The organism is Actinomadura harenae, from assembly GCF_003696215.1.
Classification (GTDB): Bacteria; Actinomycetota; Actinomycetes; order Streptosporangiales; family Streptosporangiaceae; genus Spirillospora; species Spirillospora harenae.
In genome coordinates this window covers 1-19,762 of sequence record NZ_RFFG01000053.1, presented here as the reverse complement: position 1 = coordinate 19,762, position 19,762 = coordinate 1, and the positions used below count along the sequence as shown (strand labels likewise).

Annotated in this window: 22 protein-coding genes; 8 read left to right on the top strand and 14 right to left on the bottom strand. The window is 73.3% G+C overall.

The genetic code is table 11. The annotated features are described in order from the left end of the window. The first annotated feature begins 76 nt into the window (after window positions 1-76). Complete coding sequence (locus EBO15_RS26245) at window positions 77-430, top strand: hypothetical protein (protein WP_147481655.1); 354 nt, start codon at window positions 77-79, stop codon at window positions 428-430. A 1-nt stretch (window position 431) separates the two neighbouring features. Next, window positions 432-632, top strand: coding sequence for a hypothetical protein (locus EBO15_RS26240; RefSeq protein WP_122197116.1), 201 nt, complete (start codon window positions 432-434; stop codon window positions 630-632). Here EBO15_RS26240 and EBO15_RS26235 read toward each other — a convergent pair. After that, the gene (locus EBO15_RS26235) at window positions 629-1,507 is read right to left on the bottom strand and encodes a DUF1963 domain-containing protein (protein WP_122197115.1); all 879 of its coding nucleotides are present in this window, start codon (window positions 1,505-1,507) and stop codon (window positions 629-631) included. The genes EBO15_RS26240 and EBO15_RS26235 overlap by 4 nt on opposite strands. A 71-nt stretch (window positions 1,508-1,578) precedes the next feature. Then, a complete protein-coding gene (locus EBO15_RS26230; RefSeq protein ID WP_122197114.1) occupies window positions 1,579-2,130 on the bottom strand; it encodes a cysteine hydrolase family protein in 552 nt (183 codons plus the stop codon). Window positions 2,131-2,379: 249 nt separating this feature from the next. Between EBO15_RS26230 and EBO15_RS26225 the strand changes: the two genes are divergently transcribed. Beyond that, the gene (locus tag EBO15_RS26225) at window positions 2,380-2,880 is read left to right on the top strand and encodes a hypothetical protein (RefSeq protein WP_147481654.1); all 501 of its coding nucleotides are present in this window, start codon (window positions 2,380-2,382) and stop codon (window positions 2,878-2,880) included. On the opposite strand, the gene EBO15_RS26220 is transcribed toward EBO15_RS26225, so the two are convergent. Then, on the bottom strand, window positions 2,877-3,782 hold the full coding sequence (locus EBO15_RS26220; RefSeq protein WP_122197112.1) for a LysR family transcriptional regulator: 906 nt from the start codon (window positions 3,780-3,782) through the stop codon (window positions 2,877-2,879). The genes EBO15_RS26225 and EBO15_RS26220 overlap by 4 nt on opposite strands. A gap of 163 nt (window positions 3,783-3,945) precedes the next feature. Between EBO15_RS26220 and EBO15_RS26215 the strand changes: the two genes are divergently transcribed. Further along, window positions 3,946-4,851 (top strand): SDR family oxidoreductase, encoded by a 906-nt coding sequence (locus EBO15_RS26215; RefSeq protein WP_122197111.1) that lies wholly within the window; start codon window positions 3,946-3,948, stop codon window positions 4,849-4,851. Here the strand turns inward: EBO15_RS26215 and EBO15_RS26210 are convergent. From EBO15_RS26210 to EBO15_RS26200, 3 genes are all read right to left on the bottom strand, one after another. Continuing rightward, window positions 4,827-5,777, bottom strand: a complete 951-nt coding sequence (locus EBO15_RS26210; protein ID WP_147481653.1) for a hypothetical protein — start codon at window positions 5,775-5,777, stop codon at window positions 4,827-4,829. The genes EBO15_RS26215 and EBO15_RS26210 overlap by 25 nt on opposite strands. An 88-nt stretch (window positions 5,778-5,865) precedes the next feature. Next, on the bottom strand, window positions 5,866-6,720 hold the full coding sequence (locus EBO15_RS26205) for an ABC transporter permease (protein WP_122197109.1): 855 nt from the start codon (window positions 6,718-6,720) through the stop codon (window positions 5,866-5,868). Then, window positions 6,717-7,628 (bottom strand): ABC transporter ATP-binding protein, encoded by a 912-nt coding sequence (locus EBO15_RS26200; protein ID WP_199744817.1) that lies wholly within the window; start codon window positions 7,626-7,628, stop codon window positions 6,717-6,719. Before EBO15_RS26200 ends, EBO15_RS26205 begins: the two co-directional genes overlap by 4 nt. A 169-nt stretch (window positions 7,629-7,797) precedes the next feature. On the opposite strand from EBO15_RS26200, the gene EBO15_RS26195 reads away from it, so the two are divergent. Together EBO15_RS26195 and EBO15_RS26190 are read left to right on the top strand one after the other, a co-directional pair. Further along, the gene (locus EBO15_RS26195; protein WP_122197107.1) at window positions 7,798-8,973 is read left to right on the top strand and encodes a sensor histidine kinase; all 1,176 of its coding nucleotides are present in this window, start codon (window positions 7,798-7,800) and stop codon (window positions 8,971-8,973) included. Next, window positions 8,970-9,680, top strand: coding sequence for a response regulator (locus EBO15_RS26190; protein WP_122197106.1), 711 nt, complete (start codon window positions 8,970-8,972; stop codon window positions 9,678-9,680). Before EBO15_RS26195 ends, EBO15_RS26190 begins: the two co-directional genes overlap by 4 nt. Before the next feature lie 16 nt (window positions 9,681-9,696). On the opposite strand, the gene macS is transcribed toward EBO15_RS26190, so the two are convergent. Continuing rightward, window positions 9,697-10,890 (bottom strand): MacS family sensor histidine kinase, encoded by a 1,194-nt coding sequence (macS, locus tag EBO15_RS26185; protein ID WP_122197105.1) that lies wholly within the window; start codon window positions 10,888-10,890, stop codon window positions 9,697-9,699. A gap of 4 nt (window positions 10,891-10,894) precedes the next feature. Beyond that, window positions 10,895-11,614, bottom strand: coding sequence for a lysophospholipid acyltransferase family protein (locus tag EBO15_RS26180; protein WP_199744816.1), 720 nt, complete (start codon window positions 11,612-11,614; stop codon window positions 10,895-10,897). A 343-nt stretch (window positions 11,615-11,957) separates the two neighbouring features. On the opposite strand from EBO15_RS26180, the gene EBO15_RS26175 reads away from it, so the two are divergent. After that, entirely contained in the window at window positions 11,958-12,857 is a 900-nt protein-coding gene (locus EBO15_RS26175) for a hypothetical protein (RefSeq protein WP_122197104.1), read from the top strand. Between the two features lie 22 nt (window positions 12,858-12,879). Here EBO15_RS26175 and EBO15_RS26170 read toward each other — a convergent pair whose 3' ends face one another. The 6 genes from EBO15_RS26170 to EBO15_RS26145 form a co-directional block, all read right to left on the bottom strand. Further along, window positions 12,880-13,581, bottom strand: coding sequence for an endonuclease/exonuclease/phosphatase family protein (locus EBO15_RS26170; protein WP_233616441.1), 702 nt, complete (start codon window positions 13,579-13,581; stop codon window positions 12,880-12,882). Between the two features lie 118 nt (window positions 13,582-13,699). Then, on the bottom strand, window positions 13,700-14,644 hold the full coding sequence (locus EBO15_RS26165) for an ROK family glucokinase (RefSeq protein WP_122197102.1): 945 nt from the start codon (window positions 14,642-14,644) through the stop codon (window positions 13,700-13,702). Window positions 14,645-14,675: 31 nt separating this feature from the next. Beyond that, complete coding sequence (locus tag EBO15_RS26160) at window positions 14,676-15,212, bottom strand: hypothetical protein (RefSeq protein ID WP_122197101.1); 537 nt, start codon at window positions 15,210-15,212, stop codon at window positions 14,676-14,678. 97 nt (window positions 15,213-15,309) lie between these two features. Then, window positions 15,310-15,744 carry an SRPBCC family protein gene (locus tag EBO15_RS26155; protein ID WP_122197100.1) on the bottom strand — a complete coding sequence of 145 codons (435 nt, stop codon included), beginning with the start codon at window positions 15,742-15,744 and terminating at the stop codon, window positions 15,310-15,312. A gap of 68 nt (window positions 15,745-15,812) precedes the next feature. Further along, complete coding sequence (locus tag EBO15_RS26150) at window positions 15,813-16,580, bottom strand: metallophosphoesterase family protein (RefSeq protein ID WP_122197099.1); 768 nt, start codon at window positions 16,578-16,580, stop codon at window positions 15,813-15,815. Window positions 16,581-16,651: 71 nt separating this feature from the next. Next, window positions 16,652-17,344: a copper homeostasis protein CutC gene (locus EBO15_RS26145; protein ID WP_122197098.1), complete on the bottom strand. Its 693-nt coding sequence runs from the start codon at window positions 17,342-17,344 to the stop codon at window positions 16,652-16,654. A 402-nt stretch (window positions 17,345-17,746) separates the two neighbouring features. On the opposite strand from EBO15_RS26145, the gene EBO15_RS26140 reads away from it, so the two are divergent. Further along, window positions 17,747-19,534, top strand: coding sequence for an AMP-dependent synthetase/ligase (locus EBO15_RS26140; RefSeq protein WP_122197151.1), 1,788 nt, complete (start codon window positions 17,747-17,749; stop codon window positions 19,532-19,534). Window positions 19,535-19,762: the final 228 nt, after the last annotated feature.

Below are 19,762 nucleotides of genomic sequence, written 5' to 3'. Positions count from 1 at the left end.
CAAGGTGACGAGTTGAACGCTCCAAGGCTAGGCACTGAGGTGCACGCTTGGAGGCGTAATCGAGAAACTCCGCTCCGTGAAGGAAGGTGGCGAGATGGGCTTTGACGAAGGTCGGCACACGACGGAAGGGACGGATCGGGTGTTGCCGTCTAATCAGCGGCGGGCGTTTCTGGAGGTGCTGCATCAGGTGATCAAGGAAACGCAGCCTCGGTTGCGGTCGGCGGTCGTTCTGCGGGCGGGGAGTCCGATTCTCTTCGTGTTCAACTCCTTCCATGTCGCGCACTGCGCGGACATCGGATGCGACTTCGATCGGACGCACGGGTGGGTTTTCACGTGGGCGCCCAGTGCTTGTCCCATCGTGCCTGTCGTGCGCGCGCACGAGGCGGCCACCGAAATCGCTCGCATACTCCGTGTCGAAGGCTGTCGCTGATATGGACGGCGCGTCGGAGCAGCGGATGGAGAGGGTGTTCATACGGCTGGCCGTCCAGATCGTGACGGCCGCCTATGCGGAAGCGATGCGACGGCACGGTCTGCTGCCGTCCACCATCGCGGTCATCACCACGTATGCGGAGGAGAACCTCGCTGCTCTGGAGCGTGAGCCGGACGGCGTCCCGACCGCAGAGGGGCGTTAGAAGCTTTCCGGGAAGGCGCGCGTCTGGGTGTAGTCGCCGGTGCGGAGGGCTTGGGCGGGGAGGACGAAGTGGAGGTAGCTGCCGTCACCCATGCCGTGCCCGATGGTGATGACGTGGCGGTACGGCTCGTCCTCTGACAACTCCTCCAGGGGGAAATGGCCCTCCAGGTGGGGCCAGCCGAAGGCCTGGTCTGGGGAGAACGACATGTCGTCGTATTTGTAGAGTCCTTGCTCCTTGTGGCAGAACTCGGCCCAGGCTTCGCCTAGGCGGTCTGCGACCAGCCAGCCGGGCATGGACTCGTAGTACGGGGAGCCGTCGGTCTCGCCGTTGTAGTCCAGGGTGTCGAGTGTCGGGTCGTAGTCGACGCTGAAGGCCGAGGGAAGCGTGATGACCGGCACCGCGTAAAACGGCTGGGGTGGGTGGATCAAAGCGGGGGCCGGGGCGTCCGTCTCGGTCGCCTTGGCGGGGTCCGCCGGGATGATCCGGCACATGCGCGGGTCGTCGGACCGGGGCAGGTCGGGTTGTCCGTAGACGTACCCCCGGCCGGGGTCCGGTTCGCAGTAGAAGATGTTGAGCAGTTGGTCGCCTGTCGGTGGACGCTCGGCGGCCAGCCAGGGGCCGAGCGCGTCGACGTCCAGGACGGCGAGGAGGCTCAGCGGGACGCCCTCGCACTCGGGCCACGGCGTCCCGGGGTTCAGGAGGGCGGGGCCGCCCCAGCGGCTCAGTCCGGCGGGTTCGGTGCCGGGTTTCACCGGACGCAGGCCGAACGCGGGCTTGGCCAGGGCCGCGACCTGCGCCCCGAGGTGTTCGCCCAGATGCTCGACGCACAGATCGCGCACCTGGGCGCTCGCCTCTTCGTAACTCGCGAAACCCATGAAACCCCGAATCGTCCGGCCGGAAACGTTCTGGCCGACCTTAGCGGGGACGTCGGACGCGGCCTCCGGGCTCAGTGTTCGGCGGGCCACTTGGCGCAGGTCGTGACCTCGAATCCGCGGGCGGGGAACACGGCGTCCATGAAGAAGTCGTGGATCGCCGGGTCGCCGTCGCCGCAGCCGTCGCGCAGGACGCTGACATGGTAGCCGCGGTCGGCCGCGTCGTAGCAGGTCGCTGCCACCATCGCGCTGGTCGCGACGCCGGCGACCACGACGGTGTCGACGCCGCGTGAGCGGAGGACCAGGTCGAGGTCCGTCCCGGCGAACGCGCCGGCGCGGCGCTTGAGCACGACGACGTCCTCGTCGGCGACGGGCAGCGCGATCTCGGTTCCGGGCGATCCCTCGTGGAAGGCGTCTCCGGCGTCGAAGAACGACTTGAACAGGTCGTTGTCCGGCGGCAGGTCCGTCCCGTTCGGGCGGAAGCCGAAGTGCACGAACACGACGAGGACGCCGGCCTCGCGGGCGCGCGGCAGGAGGTCGGTGAGCGGCGCCACCACCTGCTCGGCGAACGGGTAGCTACCGGTGATGCCCTGCTGAATGTCGCCGATGATCAGTGCGGTGGTCACTGCTGGTTCCTGTCCCATCTCTCCGTCGAGCGTCCCGCGATCAGCCGGACCCCGGGTTCGGCGGCCATGCTATTCGCGGCCTCGGCGGGACGTTGATGGGGCTACCTGGTGTGTGTGCGGCGGCTCCTGAAGAATGTCGGGCGGCCGGAGCCGGTGCCGGTTCGGCTGGACACCCCCATGTGAAAGGTCAGTGAGTGCGTGGAAGAGCGAGAATCCAGGCCGATGGAGCCGACGCGTGGAATGAGGCTCGTGGCGCTCGGGCTCGCCGGTTGTCTCGCCGCGGGCTGCGGCACCGTGAACATCCTTAGCCCGACGACCGCGCATGATGTGACCTTCCGGAAGGTCATCGGGGAGGACGAGAACATTCCGAGACGTACGCGGGCGTTCATCGTCGGTTTCATCGGGGCCGTGCGGCGAGGAGATACGAAGGCGACCTTGAAAAGGCTGGAGGCGAAGCCGCGCTATCAGACCGCCGACATCAAGGCACTGGCGTCCTGGCTGACCACGCAGGCCAGAGCGGACTTCATGGGCCCGATCAATGTCAGTGGCCATCCGGGGACGGTCCCTCTCAATACCATCGCCTGCTTCACCTTTGGGAAGGTCGAGCATCCGCGTCGGCGGCTCGGTTTCAACGTCGCGCATCGGGGGCGCGAGTGGTGGGTCGCCGCTCCGCTCGGGCCACCGGCTCCGGGTAAGAGCGACCCCTATCCCCCGATCACCAGTTGCGCCTGCAAGGGGTGTGAATTCTAAGCGGGTGGGTGCGGGGGTCTTATGTGGGATTGGGCGCACTTGCGGAAGGTGGCGACGAGGCGGGCGCGGTCGTCGGCTCGGGTGGCGAGAACGACGTGGCTCGGGTCCACGCCTTCCAGGGGGACGGTGGTGAGGTCTGGGCGGAGGCCGTTTCCGTGTCGTCCGGCGGCCACGGCGATGGCCTCGCCCGAGGCGACCAGCTCGAACTTCTCCTCCAGGCGGTCGATGTAGGGGCCGTCGGGGGCGCGGCGCCCGTCGGGGCGGGGGTCGAGGCGCCAGTAGGCGTCCCATTCGGCGTCGGCGCCGCGCAGGCGGGGCAGCGGCTCGTCCGCGATGTCGTCGAGGGTGACCGCCTCCCTGCCCGCGAGGCGGTGCTCCAGCGGGACGACCACGACGCGCGGCTCGTCGTACAGGACGGTCACGCGCAGCCGTCCGGTCGGGAACGGCAGGCGGCTGACCAGGGCGTCCACCCGGTGGTCGAGGAGCGCCTCGCGCGCCTCGGGCGCGTACACGTGGACGGTCCGGACGTCGGCGTCCGGGTGCAGGCGGCGCAGTTCCCGGACGGCCGGGGTGACGACCACGCCGGAGGTGTAGCCGATGACGATCCGGTCCGGCCGGGCGGCGGCCCGCGTCCGCGCGACGGCCTGTGCCGACGTCCGCAGGAGCGACCGGGCGAGCGGCAGGAACGTCCGGCCCGCCTCGGTGAGGTCGCTGCCCTGCGGGGTGCGGTCGACCAGGCGCGCGCCGAGGTCCCGTTCGAGCCGGCGGATCTGCCTGCTCAGGGACGGCTGGGTCAGGTGCAGCGCGGCGGCGGCGCGGCCGAAGTGGCGGTGTTCGGCGAGGACGGTGAAGCAGCGCACGAGCCGGAGATCGAGGTCCGCCGGAGGCGGCGAGTCGGCCATGCGTCCAGCGTAGGGGCAGTTCCGGTGTCCGACCTGTGGTGATGCGCGTTCCGCAAGACGCGTTGCGCAAGCGTCATTGGACGCGGGCCGGGCGGCGGGGCGACGGTGGGAGCCGTCCGGCCGGGTTTCGGCCGGTTCCTTCGTGTTCTCAGGAGTTTCAGTCATGCGTGTTCTCGTCACCGGCGCGTCCGGATACATCGGCGGCGCGGTCATCCGCGAGTTGCAGGGCGCCGGGCACCAGGTCGTCGGGCTGGCGCGTTCGGACCAGGCCGAGAAGACGGTGCGCGCCGCCGGGGCGGACGTCCTGCGCGGGTCGATCGAGGACCTGGACGTCCTGCGGGCGGGGGCGGAGACGGCGGACGGCGTCATCCACCTGGCCTTCCACGACTTCTTCCGGTTCGAGGAGAGCATCGCGATGGACCGGCGCGCGATCGAGACGATGGGCGCGGCGCTCGCCGGGTCGGGTCGTCCGCTCGTCACGACGGTCGCGGTCGCGCGTTCGGGGAAGCCGGGTGAGGTCTCGACGGAGGACACCCGCCAGGCGCCCGGTTCGTTCGGATACATCCGGTTCCTGAACGAGGAGGCGACGGTCGCGCTGGCCGAGGACGGCGTGCGGGCGTCGGTCGTCCGGCTGCCGCCGACCGTGCACGGCCCCGGCGACAAGGCGTTCGTCCCGGTCCTGATCGACATCGCGCGGGAGCGGGGCGTCTCGGGCTACCCGGGGGACGGCGCGAACGTCTGGCCCGCCGTCCACCGGCTGGACGCGGCGCGCCTGTACCGGCTGGCGCTGGAGGGCGCCCCGGCGGGTTCGCGGCTCCACTGCATGGCCGACGAGGGCGTGCCGACCCGCGAGATCGCCGAGGTCATCGGACGGCACCTGTCCCTTCCGGTCGTGTCCGTCCCCGCGTCGGACGTCGGGGAGCACTTCGGGTTCCTGGGGCACGTGGTCTCGATGGACGCCCCCGCCTCCAGCGCCAGGACCCGGGCGCTGCTCGGCTGGGAGCCCGCGCACCCGGGCCTGATCGCGGACCTGGACGAGGGCCACTACTTCGCGTCCGCGGGCTCCTGACCGCCGGTCCGCGCGCGGACGGCCCTGGCCAGGTGGACGGCCAGGGCCACCCCCGCGGCCACGCTGACCGCGTTCACGGCGATGGAGGCCCAGGGCCGCTCATAGGGCTCGAAGTCGCCCGGACGCAGCACGGCGAACGGCAGCCGCCACAGGCCCCAGCCCACCAGTGACCCGGACGCGACGAACGCCGCCGCCACCGGGAGCCGGAGCGGCAGGTTCCGCGCGCGGCCCGCGAGGACCCACGCGCTCGCCGCCCCGGCCGCGGCCCAGAACGCGTCCCCGATGAGGAGCGAGCGGGCGGTGGCGTCCAGGCCGTCCTTGTAGTGCGGGTTCGTCGCCGCGCCGCCGCCGGCCGCCCAGTACAGGTCGGCGACGGCGATCGCGGCGACCGCCGCCATCACGGCCCAGGGCGCGTTCGCGGCCCGCAGCGCCCCGACCCGTCCGGTGAGCGCGCGCGGCCAGCGTTCGCGCAGGTAAATGGGCAGCGCGATCGCGACGCCGACGGCCATCCCGGCGAACCCGACCATGATGAGCAGCGCCTCCCAGGACGGCATCCCCCCGTCGTCCGAGGACGCGCCGCCGCCGTCGTCACCGCCGCCGCCGCCGACCAGGGACCCGAGCAGGCTGAACGGGACGGCCGAGATCAGCAGGCCGCCCGCGATCCACGCGAACAGCAGCACCGGCGCGGCGGGCAGGCGCAGCCCCCAGTCGCAGGCCAGCGCCAGCGCCAGCCCGATGCCGACGACCGCCATCCCGACCGTGAGCGTGTTCAGCGCGATCCACGCACCGGTGCCCATCCCGTGCACGGGGGACCGTCCGGTGCCGAGCGCGACGACCACCCACACGACCTTGACCAGCAGATACATCGCCAGGGTGCCCGCCGCGCCGAAGCCCGCCCAGCGCCGAACCCTCGTCCGTCCATCCATGATCACGAGTCTGGGACGGAGGCCGGGGCGCCCGCCTCCCCCGCGCGAGGCGCGACGCTCCCCCGCGCGGGTGATCTTCGAGGTGGCCTCACACGTCCCGCCGCCGGACGACCGCGACGGCCACCGCCGCGGACGCCACGGCCCAGGCCGCGAAGACGAGCCACGACACGGTGACCGTGGGGAGCGCCGGATTCACGCGCGGATGCCGCTGGGACAGGCACAGCGCCCAGTCGTAGAAGGGCAGGCACATGTAGAGGTCGTTCGCCCACTGGTGGACGTTCGGCTTCACCATCATCGGCAGGATCACCAGCAGCCCGATCACCGCCACGACCGTTCCCGCCGTGTGGCGCAGCAGCGCGCCGATCCCCATGCCGGCGAGCGCCGCGAGCGGGGCGAGCAGCGCGTTCGCGGCCAGGACGCGGGGGACGCCCGGGTCGTCCAGGGACAGCGCGATGCCCCGTCCGGACAGGATCGCCTGGCTCACCGCGAACGTGCTGAGCGCGACGAAGGCCCCCACGGCCAGCATGACGGCCGTGACGACGGCGATCTTGGCGAGGACGACCCGGTGCCGCGCCGGGACGGCGGTGAACGTGGTGCGGACCAGCCCGGTGGCGTACTCGCCGACGAGCGTCAGAGCCCCGACCACCCCCGAGCCCACGACGAGCAGGACGGCGCTCATCTGGCTGAACGCGGGCGACATCGGGTCGAAGTCGGCCCGCTCCCGCGCGCGGAAGGTCGGCCAGACGTCGTAGTCGCCGATGCTCTTCTGCGCGGCGGCCAGCAGGAGCAGCAGGACGCCGAGACCGAGCACCCACCAGGTCGAGCGCAGCGACCTCAGCTTGATCCACTCGGCGGCCACCAGATCCCGGAACCGGACGCGCGGATCGGCGGCGGAGTAGCGCCGCGTCACCGGCGGCGCGGACCGTCCGACGGCCGTGCTCATCGCGCCGCCTCCGCCCGGTACTGCGTGCGGTCGGCGGTCAGTTCCATGAACGCCTCCTCCAAGGACGCGCGATGCGCCGTCAGTTCGTGCAGGACGATGTGGTTGCGGAAGGCCAGTTCGCCCACCTCCGCCGCGGGCAGGCCCGTGACGGTCAGGGATCCCGGGCCGTCGGCGTCGACGGCCGCCCCGGCGGCGGTCAGGAACGGGACGAGCCGGACGGCCTCCGGGGCGCGGACGGTGACGCGCGCCCGCCCGCCGCGCGCGGCGAACTCGGCGACGGTCTCCTCGGCGATGAGCTCGCCGCGTCCGACGACGACGAGGCGGTCGGCCGTGTGCTCCATCTCGCTCATCAGGTGGCTGGACACCAGCACCGTCCGGCCCTCGGCGGCGAGGCTCCGGAACAGGCCGCGCACCCAGCGGACGCCCTCGGGGTCCAGTCCGTTCACGGGCTCGTCGAACAGCAGGACGGGCGGGTCGCCGAGCAGCGCGGCCGCGATCCCGAGCCGCTGCCGCATGCCGAGCGAGAACCCGCCGACCCGGCGGCGCGCGGCGCCGGTGAGCCCGACCTCCTCGAGCACCTCGCCGACGCGCCGGGAGGGCAGCCCGTTGGTGCGGGCCAGCGCGGACAGGTGCGCCCGCGCGCCGCGCCCGGGGTGGACGTCGCCCGCGTCCAGCAGAGCGCCGACGTGGTGCAGCCCCGAACGCCATCCGGTGAAGGGACGGCCGTCGACGGTGGCCGTCCCGGAGGTGGGGCGGTTCAGGCCGAGGATCATGCGCATCGTCGTGCTCTTGCCCGCGCCGTTCGGCCCGAGGAACCCGGTGACGAGCCCGTCCGGCACCGTGAAGCTCAGGTCGTTCACGGCGACGACGTCCCCGTAGCGCTTGGTCAGTCCGTTGACTTCGATCACGCCGTCCACGCTTCCGGACGGCCCGGACGCGCGGCATCGGCCCGGCGGCAGGTCTCCGCGCGCCGAACCTGGCCTCCGGGCCTAGGGGACCTGGCCTCCGGGCCTATGCCCGCAGGCGTAGGCCCCAGGGCGGACGCCCCGGCCCGCCCGCGGCGTCTAGGCTCCGTTCGTGCACCCGGGAAACGTGATCCGCACGGTGAGCGCCCCGGCGGCGCTGACGCTGGCCCTGACCGCCTCCCATCCGTCCGGCCGTCCGCCGGACGCGCTGGCCAGGAACCCGTTCGTCCTGCTCGCGGCGATGGCGGTCCTCGCGTTGCCGCTCGGATGGGCGCGGACGCGTCCGCGGCCGGTCCTGCTGGTGCTGCTGGCCGAGATCTCGGTGTGCGCGGCGGCGGGGCTGCGGCTCGAACAGGCGTGGCCGCTGCTGCTGTCGGCGGGCCTCGTCCTCTCGCACCTCACCGCCACGCGCGGCAGGCGGGACGGGCTCGTCGCGATGGCCGTCACGCTCCTGGGCGTGGAGATCCCGTGGATCACCGTCCTGGTCCGCGAACGGGGCTGGGAGCGGATGCTGGTGCCCGGCTTCCTCGGCCTGGCGGTGCTGGTCGCGCTGAGCATCATGGCGGCCTGGCTCGCCGGGACGTCCCTGCGGCAGCAGCGCGAGTACGGCGAGGCGTTGCGCGCGCACGAGGCGGCGCGGGCGGTGACCGAGGAACGGCTGCGCATCGCGCGCGAGCTGCACGACATGGTGGCGCACAGCGTCGGCGTCATCGCCATCCAGGCCGGGGCCGGGCACCGGGTGCTGCGCGCCTCGCCGGACCAGGCCGAGGGTGCACTGCGCACCATCGAGGACACCAGCAGGCAGACGCTCCGCGACCTGCGCGGCATGCTCGACATCATGCGCCGGGCCGACACCGGACACGGCACCGGACGCGACGACGTCCCGCGCGCGGACGAGCTCGCCGGGCTGGACGGCCTCGACCGGCTGGCCGCGACCACGCGCGCGGCGGGCGTGGAGGTGGACGTGCGGTGGCACGGCGTCCGGGGGCCGCTGCCGCCGACCGTCGACCACGCCGCCTTCCGGATCGTCCAGGAGTCGGTGACGAACGTCGTCCGGCACGCCGGGGTCGGCCGCTGCCGGGTGGCGATCGAGCGCCGCCCGGACGCGCTCGCCCTCGAGATCACCGACGGCGGACGCGGAGGCGGCGCCGGGGACGGCGAGGGCCACGGGATCCCGGGGATGCGCGAGCGCGTCGCGCTGCTGGGCGGGCGGTTCAGCGCCGGGCCCTGTCCGGGCGGCGGGTTCCGGGTCAGCGCGTCCCTGCCGCTTCCCGGGGAGGCGCGATGACGGTCCGGATCGTCCTCGTCGACGACCAGGAACTGGTCCGCGCGGGGCTGCGCATGGTCGTGGACGCCACGCCGGACCTCGAGGTCGCCGGTGAGGCGGGCAGCGGCGGGCAGGCCGTCCGGCTCGTCCGCGACCTGCGCCCGGACGTGGTGGTCATGGACCTGCGCATGCCGGGGATGGGCGGTGTCGAGGCCACCGAGATGATCACCACGGACGTCCCGGCGGCGCGCGTCGTCGTCCTCACCACCTACGACGAGGACGCGAACGTGTACGCGGCGCTGCGCGCCGGGGCGAGCGGCTTCCTGGTGAAGGACATGGCGCTGGACGACATCCTCGCCGCCATCAGGGTGGTCGCGCGCGGGGACGCGCTGCTCGCCCCCACCGTCACCCGCCGTCTCATCGCCGACTTCGCCGCCTCGGGCGGCGCCCGCGCGGGACGGGACGGGCGCGCGGGACGGGCCGGACCCGCCCCGCTGCCCGGGGTCACCGCGCGCGAACGCGAGGTCCTGGCCCTCGTCGGACGCGGCCTGTCGAACGCCGAACTGGGCGAACGCCTCCACATCAGCCCGGGGACGGCGAAGGCGCACGTGGCGAGCCTGCTGGCCAAGCTCGGCGCGCGCGACCGCGTCCAGCTCGTCATCCGCGCCTACGAGTCGGGCCTGGTCACGGTCGGCGAACCCGGCGAACCCGGCGCGCCCGGCGAGTAGGGACGCGGCGTCCGCGTCAGGGGGCGGCGCGGCGGACGGTCAGTTCGAGCTCGGTGCCCTCGCCCGGCGTGGAGTGGATCGCGACGGTGCCGCCGAGGTCCCGGAGGCGGCCCCGGATCGACTGGGCGACGCCGAGACGGCCGTCGGCCTCGGCGATCTCGAGGCGGCCGGGCGGGATGCCGGGACCGTCGTCGCGGACGCTGACGATCACCTCGTCCGCGCCGTCGTCCTCGAGGAGGACCCAGGCGCGGGCGTCCTCCCCCGCGTGGGCGCGGACGTTCGCCAGGGCGGCCTCCACGGCCGCCGTCAGCTCGTCCACGACGTGCCCGGGGAGCAGGACCGGGGTCGCCGGGGTCGCGACGCTCACGCGGGCCGAGGCGAGGACGGTCAGGCGCGCCCGGAGGTCGGGCTCCCCCGGCGGCGGCGCGCCCCCGCCGGACGCGGGCGTCTCCAGGGCCAGGGCGTGCCGGCGTCCACGGGGCGGACGGGGCCGCGGGACGGGCGCGCCGGTGATCAGGGTGCGGAGCGCCGCCTCCTGCTCGCCCGCGAGACGCCCCAGCTCGGCGGCCTCGCCGCCCGCCTCCGCGCCCCGCCGCTGCACCATCGCGAGCACCTGGAGGACCGAGTCGTGGATGTCGCGGGCCAGCCGTTCCCGCTCCCGCGTGGACGCCTCCAGCTCGACGGCGCGGGCGAGGCGGGCCTCGGCGTCCACCGCCATCCGGACGACGTGCCCGACGACCAGCCCCGTGAGGAACAGCAGGACGATGTTGCTGAACGTCACCGGGCCGGGAGCCGACGCGTTCAGCACGTGGACGACCATGTCGGCCGCCCCGATCACGGCGGCGGCGAGCAGGCCGAGCCGCCGTCCGCCGGACACCGCCCAGGCGAGCAGCGCGGCCACGACCCACGCGACCGGGATCGTCGGGCGCCCCTGGGCGATCCCCGACGACGTCTCGACCCACGAGGTCGCCAGGACGGACGCGGCGGCGACGGCCAGGTCCGCGATGAGCAGCGGCCAGCGCTGCTTGCGCCCGCCGCCGTAGGCGAGGGTGGCGTAGCCGGTCCAGAGCGCCATCCCGGCCAGGACGATCCACGCCGCGTAGGGACGTTCGTACTTGTCCTGGTTCCAGACGATCAGCACGCCCGCGTAGAGCAGGGCGAGGAAGCGGTAGACCGCGATCGAGCGCCAGAGCGCCGACCCGACGCCCACCCCGCTACTCGTCGTCGTCCGAGGACGGGCGCGGGGTCCTTCCGGAGAGCTCGGCCTTCACGTCGGCGGCGTACCGGTCGACGTACTCCTGACCGGACAGCTCGCGGATCGCCATCATGATCTGGTCGGTGACCTTCCGGAGCACCTCCCGGTCGTCCTCCTGACCGTAGTACTCGGAGAAGTCGAGCGGCTCGCCGAACCGGACGCCCGGACGCGGACGCAGGTTCGGCAGCGCCTGGCCGGGCGGCATCATCTCGAAGGTGTCGATCATGGCCATCGGGATCACCGGGACCCGGGACGCCAGCGCCAGCCGGGCCACGCCCGTCTTGCCCCGGTAAAGCCGGTTGTCGGGGGCGCGGGTGCCCTCGGGGTAGATGCCGAGCAGCTTGCCCTCGCCGAGGATCCGCAGGCCGGTCTGGAGCGCGGCCTCGGCGGCGCTGCCGCCGGTGCGGTCCACCGGGACGACGCCGACGCCGGTGAAGAAGCCCTTGCTGATCAGGCCCTTGATCCCCTTGCCGGTGAAGTACTCGCGCTTGCCGATGAACAGGATCGGGCGCATCAGCGGCAGCGGCCCGAAGAAGTGGTCGGCGAACGACAGGTGGTTGCTGACCAGCAGCGCGGGGCCCCGCAGGGGGACGTTCTTCATGCCGGAGTTCCTCGGCAGCCAAACCAGGTAGAGGATCGGCGACAGCACGATCCGCAACATGATCCAGAACCACAGCATGACGACACCTTCCTAAGGGAGATGATGGGACATCTTCCCATCTGAGCGGGGTGCTGCCCACACCGTGGGACCGCTCCGGCCACCGCTTCGCGCGCGCGGGGGTGCCCGGGGACCGTAGGCTCTGCTGTGGAAGTACAGCAGTACCACAATCGGGTGTGCCCGAGGGCTTGTTCCGGGCGGCGCAGCGAATACCGTGGGACACACGTTTCGGGGTGTCCGGGTGAGCCGCCGACCGGCGTGCCTCGTGCACGCGCGAGTGCACACGCCGTACACAGAGTAATGGGGGAGCGGAGGCCGTCATGCCGGTGCCATCGGTCACGCAGGAGTCGAAGGAGCCGACCCCGTGAGTCGCCGAGGCAATGGCCTGACCGCCGACACCTATGCCCCGCTGGTGGACCTCGCCCCCCACCTCGCGGACGCGATGCTCGACGCGCTGCGCGAGGCGGGCGTCGCCGCCTACGCCGCCCCGCCCGACCAGCCGTCCGCCGACGAGGACCTTGACCGCCTCTACGTGGACGTCGACCTCAAGCACACCGCCGAGGGCATCCTCCGCGTCCACCTCACGCGGCTGCGCGACGCGGCGTCCCGCGGCTCGGACGGCGCCGCCGCCGACGACCCGCCCCCCGCGCCCCCCTCCTCCGCGGCCGGTTCCGGTCCCGGTTCCGGTCCCGGTTCCGGTTCCGGTTCCGGTTCCGCGTCCGAGGACGTTCCGGCCGCGCCGGACGCGGGCGGTGACGGGTCCCGGGCCGAAGGGGCCGACTCCGGCGCCACCCCCGAACCGCCCGAGCTCGACGAGGCCGCGATCTTCGCCGACCTGGTCGCCAACTTCGACGCCGAGCCCGAGGGCGACCGCGTCCCCTGGCCCGAGCTGGAGAACATCCGCGAGGACGAGAAGCCCCCCGGCGAGGGCGACGACCGCACCGGCCGGCTCCCCCGCGCCCGCGTGATCCGGTCCGCCGACCTCGAGGACGACGAGGACGAGCTCCCGCCCCCCGACGACAACGGCCACTACGTCCCGCCGCCCCCGCCGCCGCTCCCGACGGCCGACCCGCTCACCAAGGGCGCCTGGATCGCCCTGGTCGGCGGGCCCCTCTACCTGCTGATCACGGTCGTCCTCAACTGGGACGTCCCCGGCTGGGCGGCCTTCCTCGCCGTCGCCGCCTTCATCGGCGGCTTCGTCACCCTCGTCCTGCGGATGGGCGACGAGCCCCGTCCCCCGGACGACGACGGCGCCGTGGTCTGACCAGGCTTCCGAGGGCGGTCGCTCAGAGGCGCAGCCGGGCCAGGACGGGCCGGTGGTCGGTGGCCTTCGGGTAGTCGTCCGCGAGCTCCGGATCCGCGGGGACGCCGCAGCCGAGCACCTCGACGCCCCGGTCCGCGAACACGCCGTCGATGCGGCGGGCGGGATCGGCGGCGGAGAAGGTGAGGGCGTCCCCGTCCGGGGCCACGGCGTGGGCGTCCTGGAAGTGCCGGACGAGGCGTCCCCAGGCCTGGCCTCCGGGTTCCTCGTTGATGTCACCGGTGAGGACGAGAGGGCCCCGGTGGCGGGCCCTGGCGCGCTCCAGGCGGGCCAGGATCTCGCCGGCATGGCGCAGGCGCGGCTCGTCGGCCAGGTCCAGGTGCGTGGTCGCGGCGATGAGCGGCACGCCGTCCACCCGCAGGACGGCCACGGCCAGCGCGCGCCGGTGCAGGCCGGGAACGCGCGACAGCAGATGGAACTCGCGGGCCACGCGCTCGACGCGCGGCGCGGTGAACACGGCGAGGCCGCAGGCACGGCGCCCCGCCGCGACGCGCATCCCGCACGCGCGCGCGAGGCGCCGCCGCTGCCACCACCAGCTGCCGAAGCGCGGCACCTCCTGGAGGCACAGGACGTCCGGACGCAGCGCGCGGACGACCCGCGCCACCGCGTCCGGATCGTCCCGCAGCGACCTGATGTTGTAGCTGACCACCCGAACCGTCACACCCACGGTCTTCCCCTCCCGCGATGCACACCGCCCTCGGCCTCGGCCTGGAGCGGCGTTCACGTCCGGACGCCGCCAGGGCCTCCGGAGGTCGGAGCCGTCCGGAGGCAGCGGCGTCCGGAGGTCAGAGGCGGGCGAGGTCGGCGGCGCCGACGATGCCGGCGGCCGAGCCGAGTTCGGCGATCCTGATCTCGGGGAGCGGACGGTGGCCGCGTCCGGTCAGGGCGTTGGTGAACGCCTGCCGGACGGGTTCCAGGAGCAGGTCCCCGGCGTCGGAGAGGCCGCCGCCGATGACGAAGCAGCCCGGGTCGAGGACGGCCGTGAGGTCGGCCAGGCCCTGGCCGGTCCACTGCGCGATCGTGCGGAAGCACTCCAGCGCGGCGGCGTCGCCCTCGCGGGCGGCCTCGGTGACCTGCGGGCCGTTGATCCCCTCGGGCTTGCCGCCGCCGAGCTCCAGCAGCCGCCCCGCGAGGGCCGGGGAGACCCGGGCCAGCTCGCGCGCCTCGTAGACCAGGGCGTTCCCGCTGGCGTACTGCTCCCAGCAGCCCCGGTTGCCGCAGCCGCAGCGGCGCCCGTCCGGGACGACCCGGACGTGCCCGTACTCCGCGCCGACCCCGAACCGTCCCCGGTACAGCTCGCCGTCGATGACCAGGCCGCCGCCGATGCCGGTGCCGAGCGCGACCAGGACCATGTAGTCGTGCCCGCGGCCCGCGCCGTAGCGCGCCTCGCCCCAGGCCGTGGCGTTCGCGTCGTTCTCGACCACCACGGGCAGCCCGACCAGGCCCTCGACGATCGCCTTGATCGGCTCGTCCCGCCAGGCCAGGTTGGGCGCGAACATCACGACCGAGCGCGTCTCGTCCACGAACCCGGCGCAGCCGAGACCGACGGCCGTCACGTCCTCGAACTTGCCCTTCAGCAGGTCGACGACCTCGGCGATGGTTTCGGCGGTCTCCTTGGGGTTGGTGGACGGCGTCGGCCGCCGCACCTTCTCCAGGATGTTCCCCCGGTCGTCGACGACACCGGCGGCGACCTTCGTCCCGCCCACGTCCACGCCGATGGTCAGGGCCATGAGCGTTTCCCTCCGCCAATTCGTTGAGTTGTCAACCGATGTCCGCCGCGGATCCCGCCGGACCGTCCGGACCGTTCCGGCCGGAGCGTCCGGGCCGTCCGGAACGGGTGCGCTCGTAGGCGGCGACCACGTCGGACAGCGCCGCCAGCAGCGACCGTCCGGCCTGCTCCACATGCCGCCGGACGTCCGGACCGGACTCGCGCGCCAGTGCGATCGCACGGCATACCGGACAATTCTGGCATTCCGAAGGCCCTGCCTCGGCCCGCCGCTCCTCCTCGAGGACCTGCGCCCACACGTCCTCGCCCGCCGCCCCGCCACGGGACGCCTCCGCCCGGGTTCCTTCGGGCTCCCCGGCGGCGTCTTCGGTGGCGTCCTCAGAGGCGTCCTCGGCGGCATCCTCGGGGGCGCGCTTGGTGGCGCGGCCCCAGACGTCCTCGTCGTCCTCGTCGTCCAGGGAGGACGGCGTTCCGGACGCAGCGGCGCGGGCGGCGTCGCCCACACGGCGCCGGACGGCGTCGAGGAGCTTGGCCGCCTCGTCGAGGAGGTCGCCTGGCTGCTGGTCGGTCATGAGAACATTGTCCATCCCTGGTCGGCGGGAAACGGTAGCGGCTCGCGCCCGAGACGGCACACCGCCCGGCGCCCGACGTGTCGCCGTCCCGTCGCCCTCAGCGCTCGACGTGCCGTTTCAGGCCCTTGAGCGCCGAGTCGATGATCCGCTTCTCGCCCTTGCGCTTGATCATGCCGATCATCGGGATCCGGACGTCCACGGCCAGTTCGTAGGTGACCTCGGTCTCCCCGGGGCCGGTGCCGGACAGGGTGTAGGCGCCGCGCAGGCCCGACACCATGGTGCCCGGCTCGACCAGCTCCCAGCGGACGCCGTCGTCGCCGTCCCAGGTGTAGGCGAGGCCGACGGTGTCGCTGATCGGGCCGCCCTCCAGGGACATCCGGGCACCGCGGGCGCGGCCGTCGTCGCCGGTCTCGGTGACCTCGAAGCGGACGCCGCCCGCCCACTCGGGATAGGCGTCCAGGTCGGCGATCACCGCCATGACGTCGGCCTTCGCGGCCTTGATCGTGATGGACGAGCTCGTGCGGTCCGCCATGGGCCCCTTCCCCTCCGGCTCCGTGTTCCGTGCCTGTCTCCGCCGCCGTACATCCTCGCGGAGTCCGGTCAGATGTTCAGTACGTAGGGTTTCCCACTCGCCCGGAAATGACCCACATTGATGCATTCCGTCCGGCCGATCCGCATCCGCCGGGCGAGCGGCTGGTGCACATGGCCGAAGAGCACGTAGCGCGGGGACGTCGCGCGGATCGCCTCGAGCACCGCCTCGCTGCCCCGCTCGAACCGCCGCGCGACCGTGTCGTACAGCAGCTCCGGGACGGCGGGCGGGATGTGGCAGCACAGGACGTCCACCGCGCCGACCGCCGCGACCTTCGCGGCGAACTCCTCGTCGTCGACCTCGTTCGGGGTGCGGTAGACGGTCCGCAGGCCGCCGCCGACGAACCCGAACCGGACGCCGCCGATGTCGGCGACCTCGCCGTCCAGGACGGTGTGCCCCGGCCGGACGAAGTCGCCCCACATCCGCGGCACGTCGACGTTCCCGTACGTGAGGTAGGCGGGCGTCGGCATCGCGTCGAACAGCTCGGCGTACTGCCGCCGGACGGCCTTCTCGATGTGCGGCCAGGCGTCCCCGTCCAGCGAGGACCACATCCGCCGGGAGAAGTCGCGCGCCTCGTCGAACCGCTTGGCCGTGCGCAGGGCGATGAAGTGGTCCGCGTTCTCCGCCCCGAACAGGTCGGCGAAGATGCCCCGGCCATGGTCGGAGTAGTCGACGAACAGGATCAGGTCGCCCAGGCAGACCAGCGCGTCCGCGCCGTCCCCGGCATGCCTGAGCGCCTCCGCGCGGCCATGGACGTCGCTCACCACATGGATCCGCATGAAACGAGCCTAATAGGCGCCGCCGGGAACGGGCACGACGAGCCCCGCCGTGTTGATCGGTCCCTTGACCGCTAGGCGGAGGCGGCGGTCACGAGGGCGCGCCACTCGGCGACCAGCGCCGGGTCGACCGAGGCGTCCCAGGAGCCGTCGGGACGGACGGCCGTCCCCACGTGGAACGCGCCGACCCCGGCCGCGGCGAGGGCGGCCACGTGCTTGCGCCGGAGCCCCCCGCCCGCCATCAGCAGCCGCGCGGACGCCGGGCCCTCGGCGGCGCGGCGGGCCAGGACGTCCAGCCCGGACTCGACGCCGCGCGCGGACCCCGCGGTGAGGACGGCGTCGCAGCCCAGCATCCGGACGGCCGCCCACCCGGCGAGCGGGTCGGTGGCGTGGTCCAGGGCCCGGTGGAAGGTCCACGGGAGATCGGCCGGGAGCGCGGCCGCGAGCTTGGCGACCGACGCGGCGTCCACCGCGCCGAACGGGTCGAGGAAGCCGAGGACGAAGCCGTCCGCGCCCGCCTCGGCCAGATCCCCGGCGGCGCGGCGCAGCCGGTCCAGTTCCGGTGCGGTGGTGCGGAAGCCGGAATTGGCCCGCAGCATCGTCCGCATCGGCAGGGACGTCGCCCGCCGCATCTCCGCGACGACCTCCGGATCGGGGGTGAGGCCGTCCGCGGCCATGTCGGCGACCACCTCGATACGGTCGGCGCCGCCCGCCTCGGCGGCACGAGCGTCCTCCGCGGTCAGCGCGATCACTTCCAGCAGGGCCACCGCGCGCCTCCTCGCATAAGCTGAATATGTCCTGGTCAAGGGTAGGCCAGCGGGAACCGGGGGTCCGCGGCCCACCCCGGACGTTGCCCAGCTGTGACCGTGTGGCGACGATCACGCCGGGCTCCCCCGGGCGATCCGGACGCCGGCACCACCGCGCCCCCGCCTCCCGCCACCCCTTGTGCCCCGATCTCGCGGGGCCGCACGGGATCCGGCGGCCTCACGACCGAGCCGGGCGCGGCGTCCGCGCGGCGTCCGGGCGGCGTCCGGGCGGCGGTCGCCCGGGCGGTGCGCGAACGCCTCGGAGGTGGCCGCTACCGACCTGCGCGGACCCGTAGCTACCATCGAGTAGCAAGAGGTTGTACCGTCGTCCCCGCCTTAGCCGTGATCAACCGAGGAGTGGCCGTGCGCGAGTTCAGCGTCCCCGCCTTGGTGGAGGTCCCCGACTCCACCAATCTGACCGACGCGCCGTTCGACCGGGCCGCCGAGAAGCCCGGCACGATCGTCATCCGCCGCCGCGTCGGCGACGCCTGGACCGCCGTGACCGCGGGCGAGTTCGCCGCCGAGGTCACCGCCCTCGCCAAGGGCCTGGTCGCCGCCGGGATCGAGCCGGGCGACCGGGTCGCGCTGATGTCCCGCACCCGCTACGAGTGGACGCTGATCGACTACGCCGTCTGGGCCGTCGGCGGCGTGAGCGTCCCGATCTACGAGACCTCCTCCCCCGAGCAGGTGAAGTGGATCATCGGCGACTCCGGGGCGAAGGCCGTGTTCGCCGAGAACGACGAGCACCTCGCGGCGATCGCCGAGGTCCGGGACGGACTCCCGGGCCTCGCGCACGTCTGGGGCATCGACGCGGGCGCGGTCACCGAGCTGGCCGCCTCCGGCGCCGGCGTCACGGACGCCGAGATCGACAAGCGGCGGCGCGTCCCGTCCTCGGGCGACGTGGCGACGCTGGTGTACACCTCCGGCACGACGGGCCGTCCCAAGGGCTGCGAGCTGACCCACGGGAACCTCGTGCTGACCGCGCGCAACGCCATCCAGGGCGCGCTCGCCGAGGTCACCGTGGCCGGGTCGTCCACGCTGCTGTTCCTGCCGCTCGCGCACGTGTTCGCGCGGCTCATCCAGGTCGCGACCATCGAGGGCGGCATCGTCCTCGGGCACAGCGACATCAAGAACCTGCTGCCCGACCTCGACACCTTCAAGCCGACGTTCCTGCTGGCCGTCCCGCGCGTGTTCGAGAAGGTCTACGGCGGCGCCGAGCAGAAGGCCATCGCCGGCGGCAAGGGCAAGATCTTCGCCGCGGCCACCGACACCGCGATCGCCTACAGCAAGGCGCTCTCGGCCGGCGGGCCCGACCTGAAGCTCAAGCTGAAGCACAAGGTCTTCGACGTCCTCGTCTACGGCAAGCTGCGCGCGGCCGTCGGCGGGCGGGTCCAGTACGCCGTCTCCGGCGGCGCCGCCCTCGGCGACCGGCTCGGGCACTTCTTCCGCGGCGTCGGCATCACCATCCTCGAGGGCTACGGCCTGACCGAGACCACCGCGCCGATCACCGTGAACCGGCCGTCCGCGCTGAAGATCGGCACCGTCGGGCAGCCGATCCCGGGCGTCTCGGTACGGATCGCCGAGGACGGCGAGGTCCTCGCCAAGGGCGTCAACATCCTGCGCGGCTACTGGAACAACGAGAAGGCCACCGGCGAGGCCGTCGAGGACGGCTGGTTCCACACCGGCGACCTGGGCGAACTCGACTCCGAGGGCTATCTGAAGATCACCGGGCGGAAGAAGGAGATCCTCGTCACCGCGGCGGGCAAGAACGTCGCCCCGGCCCCGCTCGAGGACCGGCTGCGCGCCTGTCCGCTGATCAGCCAGGCGATCGTGGTCGGCGACGGCCGCAAGTTCATCAGCGCCCTGATCACCCTGGACGAGGAGGCCCTCGTCCCGTGGAAGGCCCAGCACGGCAAGCCCGCCGCGATGACCGTGGAGGAGTTGCGCCGCGACGCCGACGTCATCGCCGAGATCGACCGCGCGGTGGCCGAGGCCAACAAGTCCGTGTCGCACGCCGAGGCGATCAAGAAGTACGAGATCCTCGGGGTCGACTTCACCGAGGAGGCCGGGCACATGACCCCGAGCCTCAAGGTGCGCCGCCACGTGGTGATGAAGGACTTCGCCCGCGAGATCGACGCCCTCTACACCTGACCCGTCCCGTCCCTGCTCGATCCGTCCTGTTCGATCCGTCCTGTTCGATCCGCTCCGACCGGCCGTGAGGAACCGATGCGCGAGACCGACGTCCCCGTCCGGGAGCGGTTCCCGGAGACCGCGAACCTGACCGACGCGCCGTTCGACCGCGCCGTCGCCACGCCCGCCCGCATCGTCGCCCGCCGCCGCGTCCCCGCGGCGGCGGTCCCGGCCGGCAGCGGCACGGGC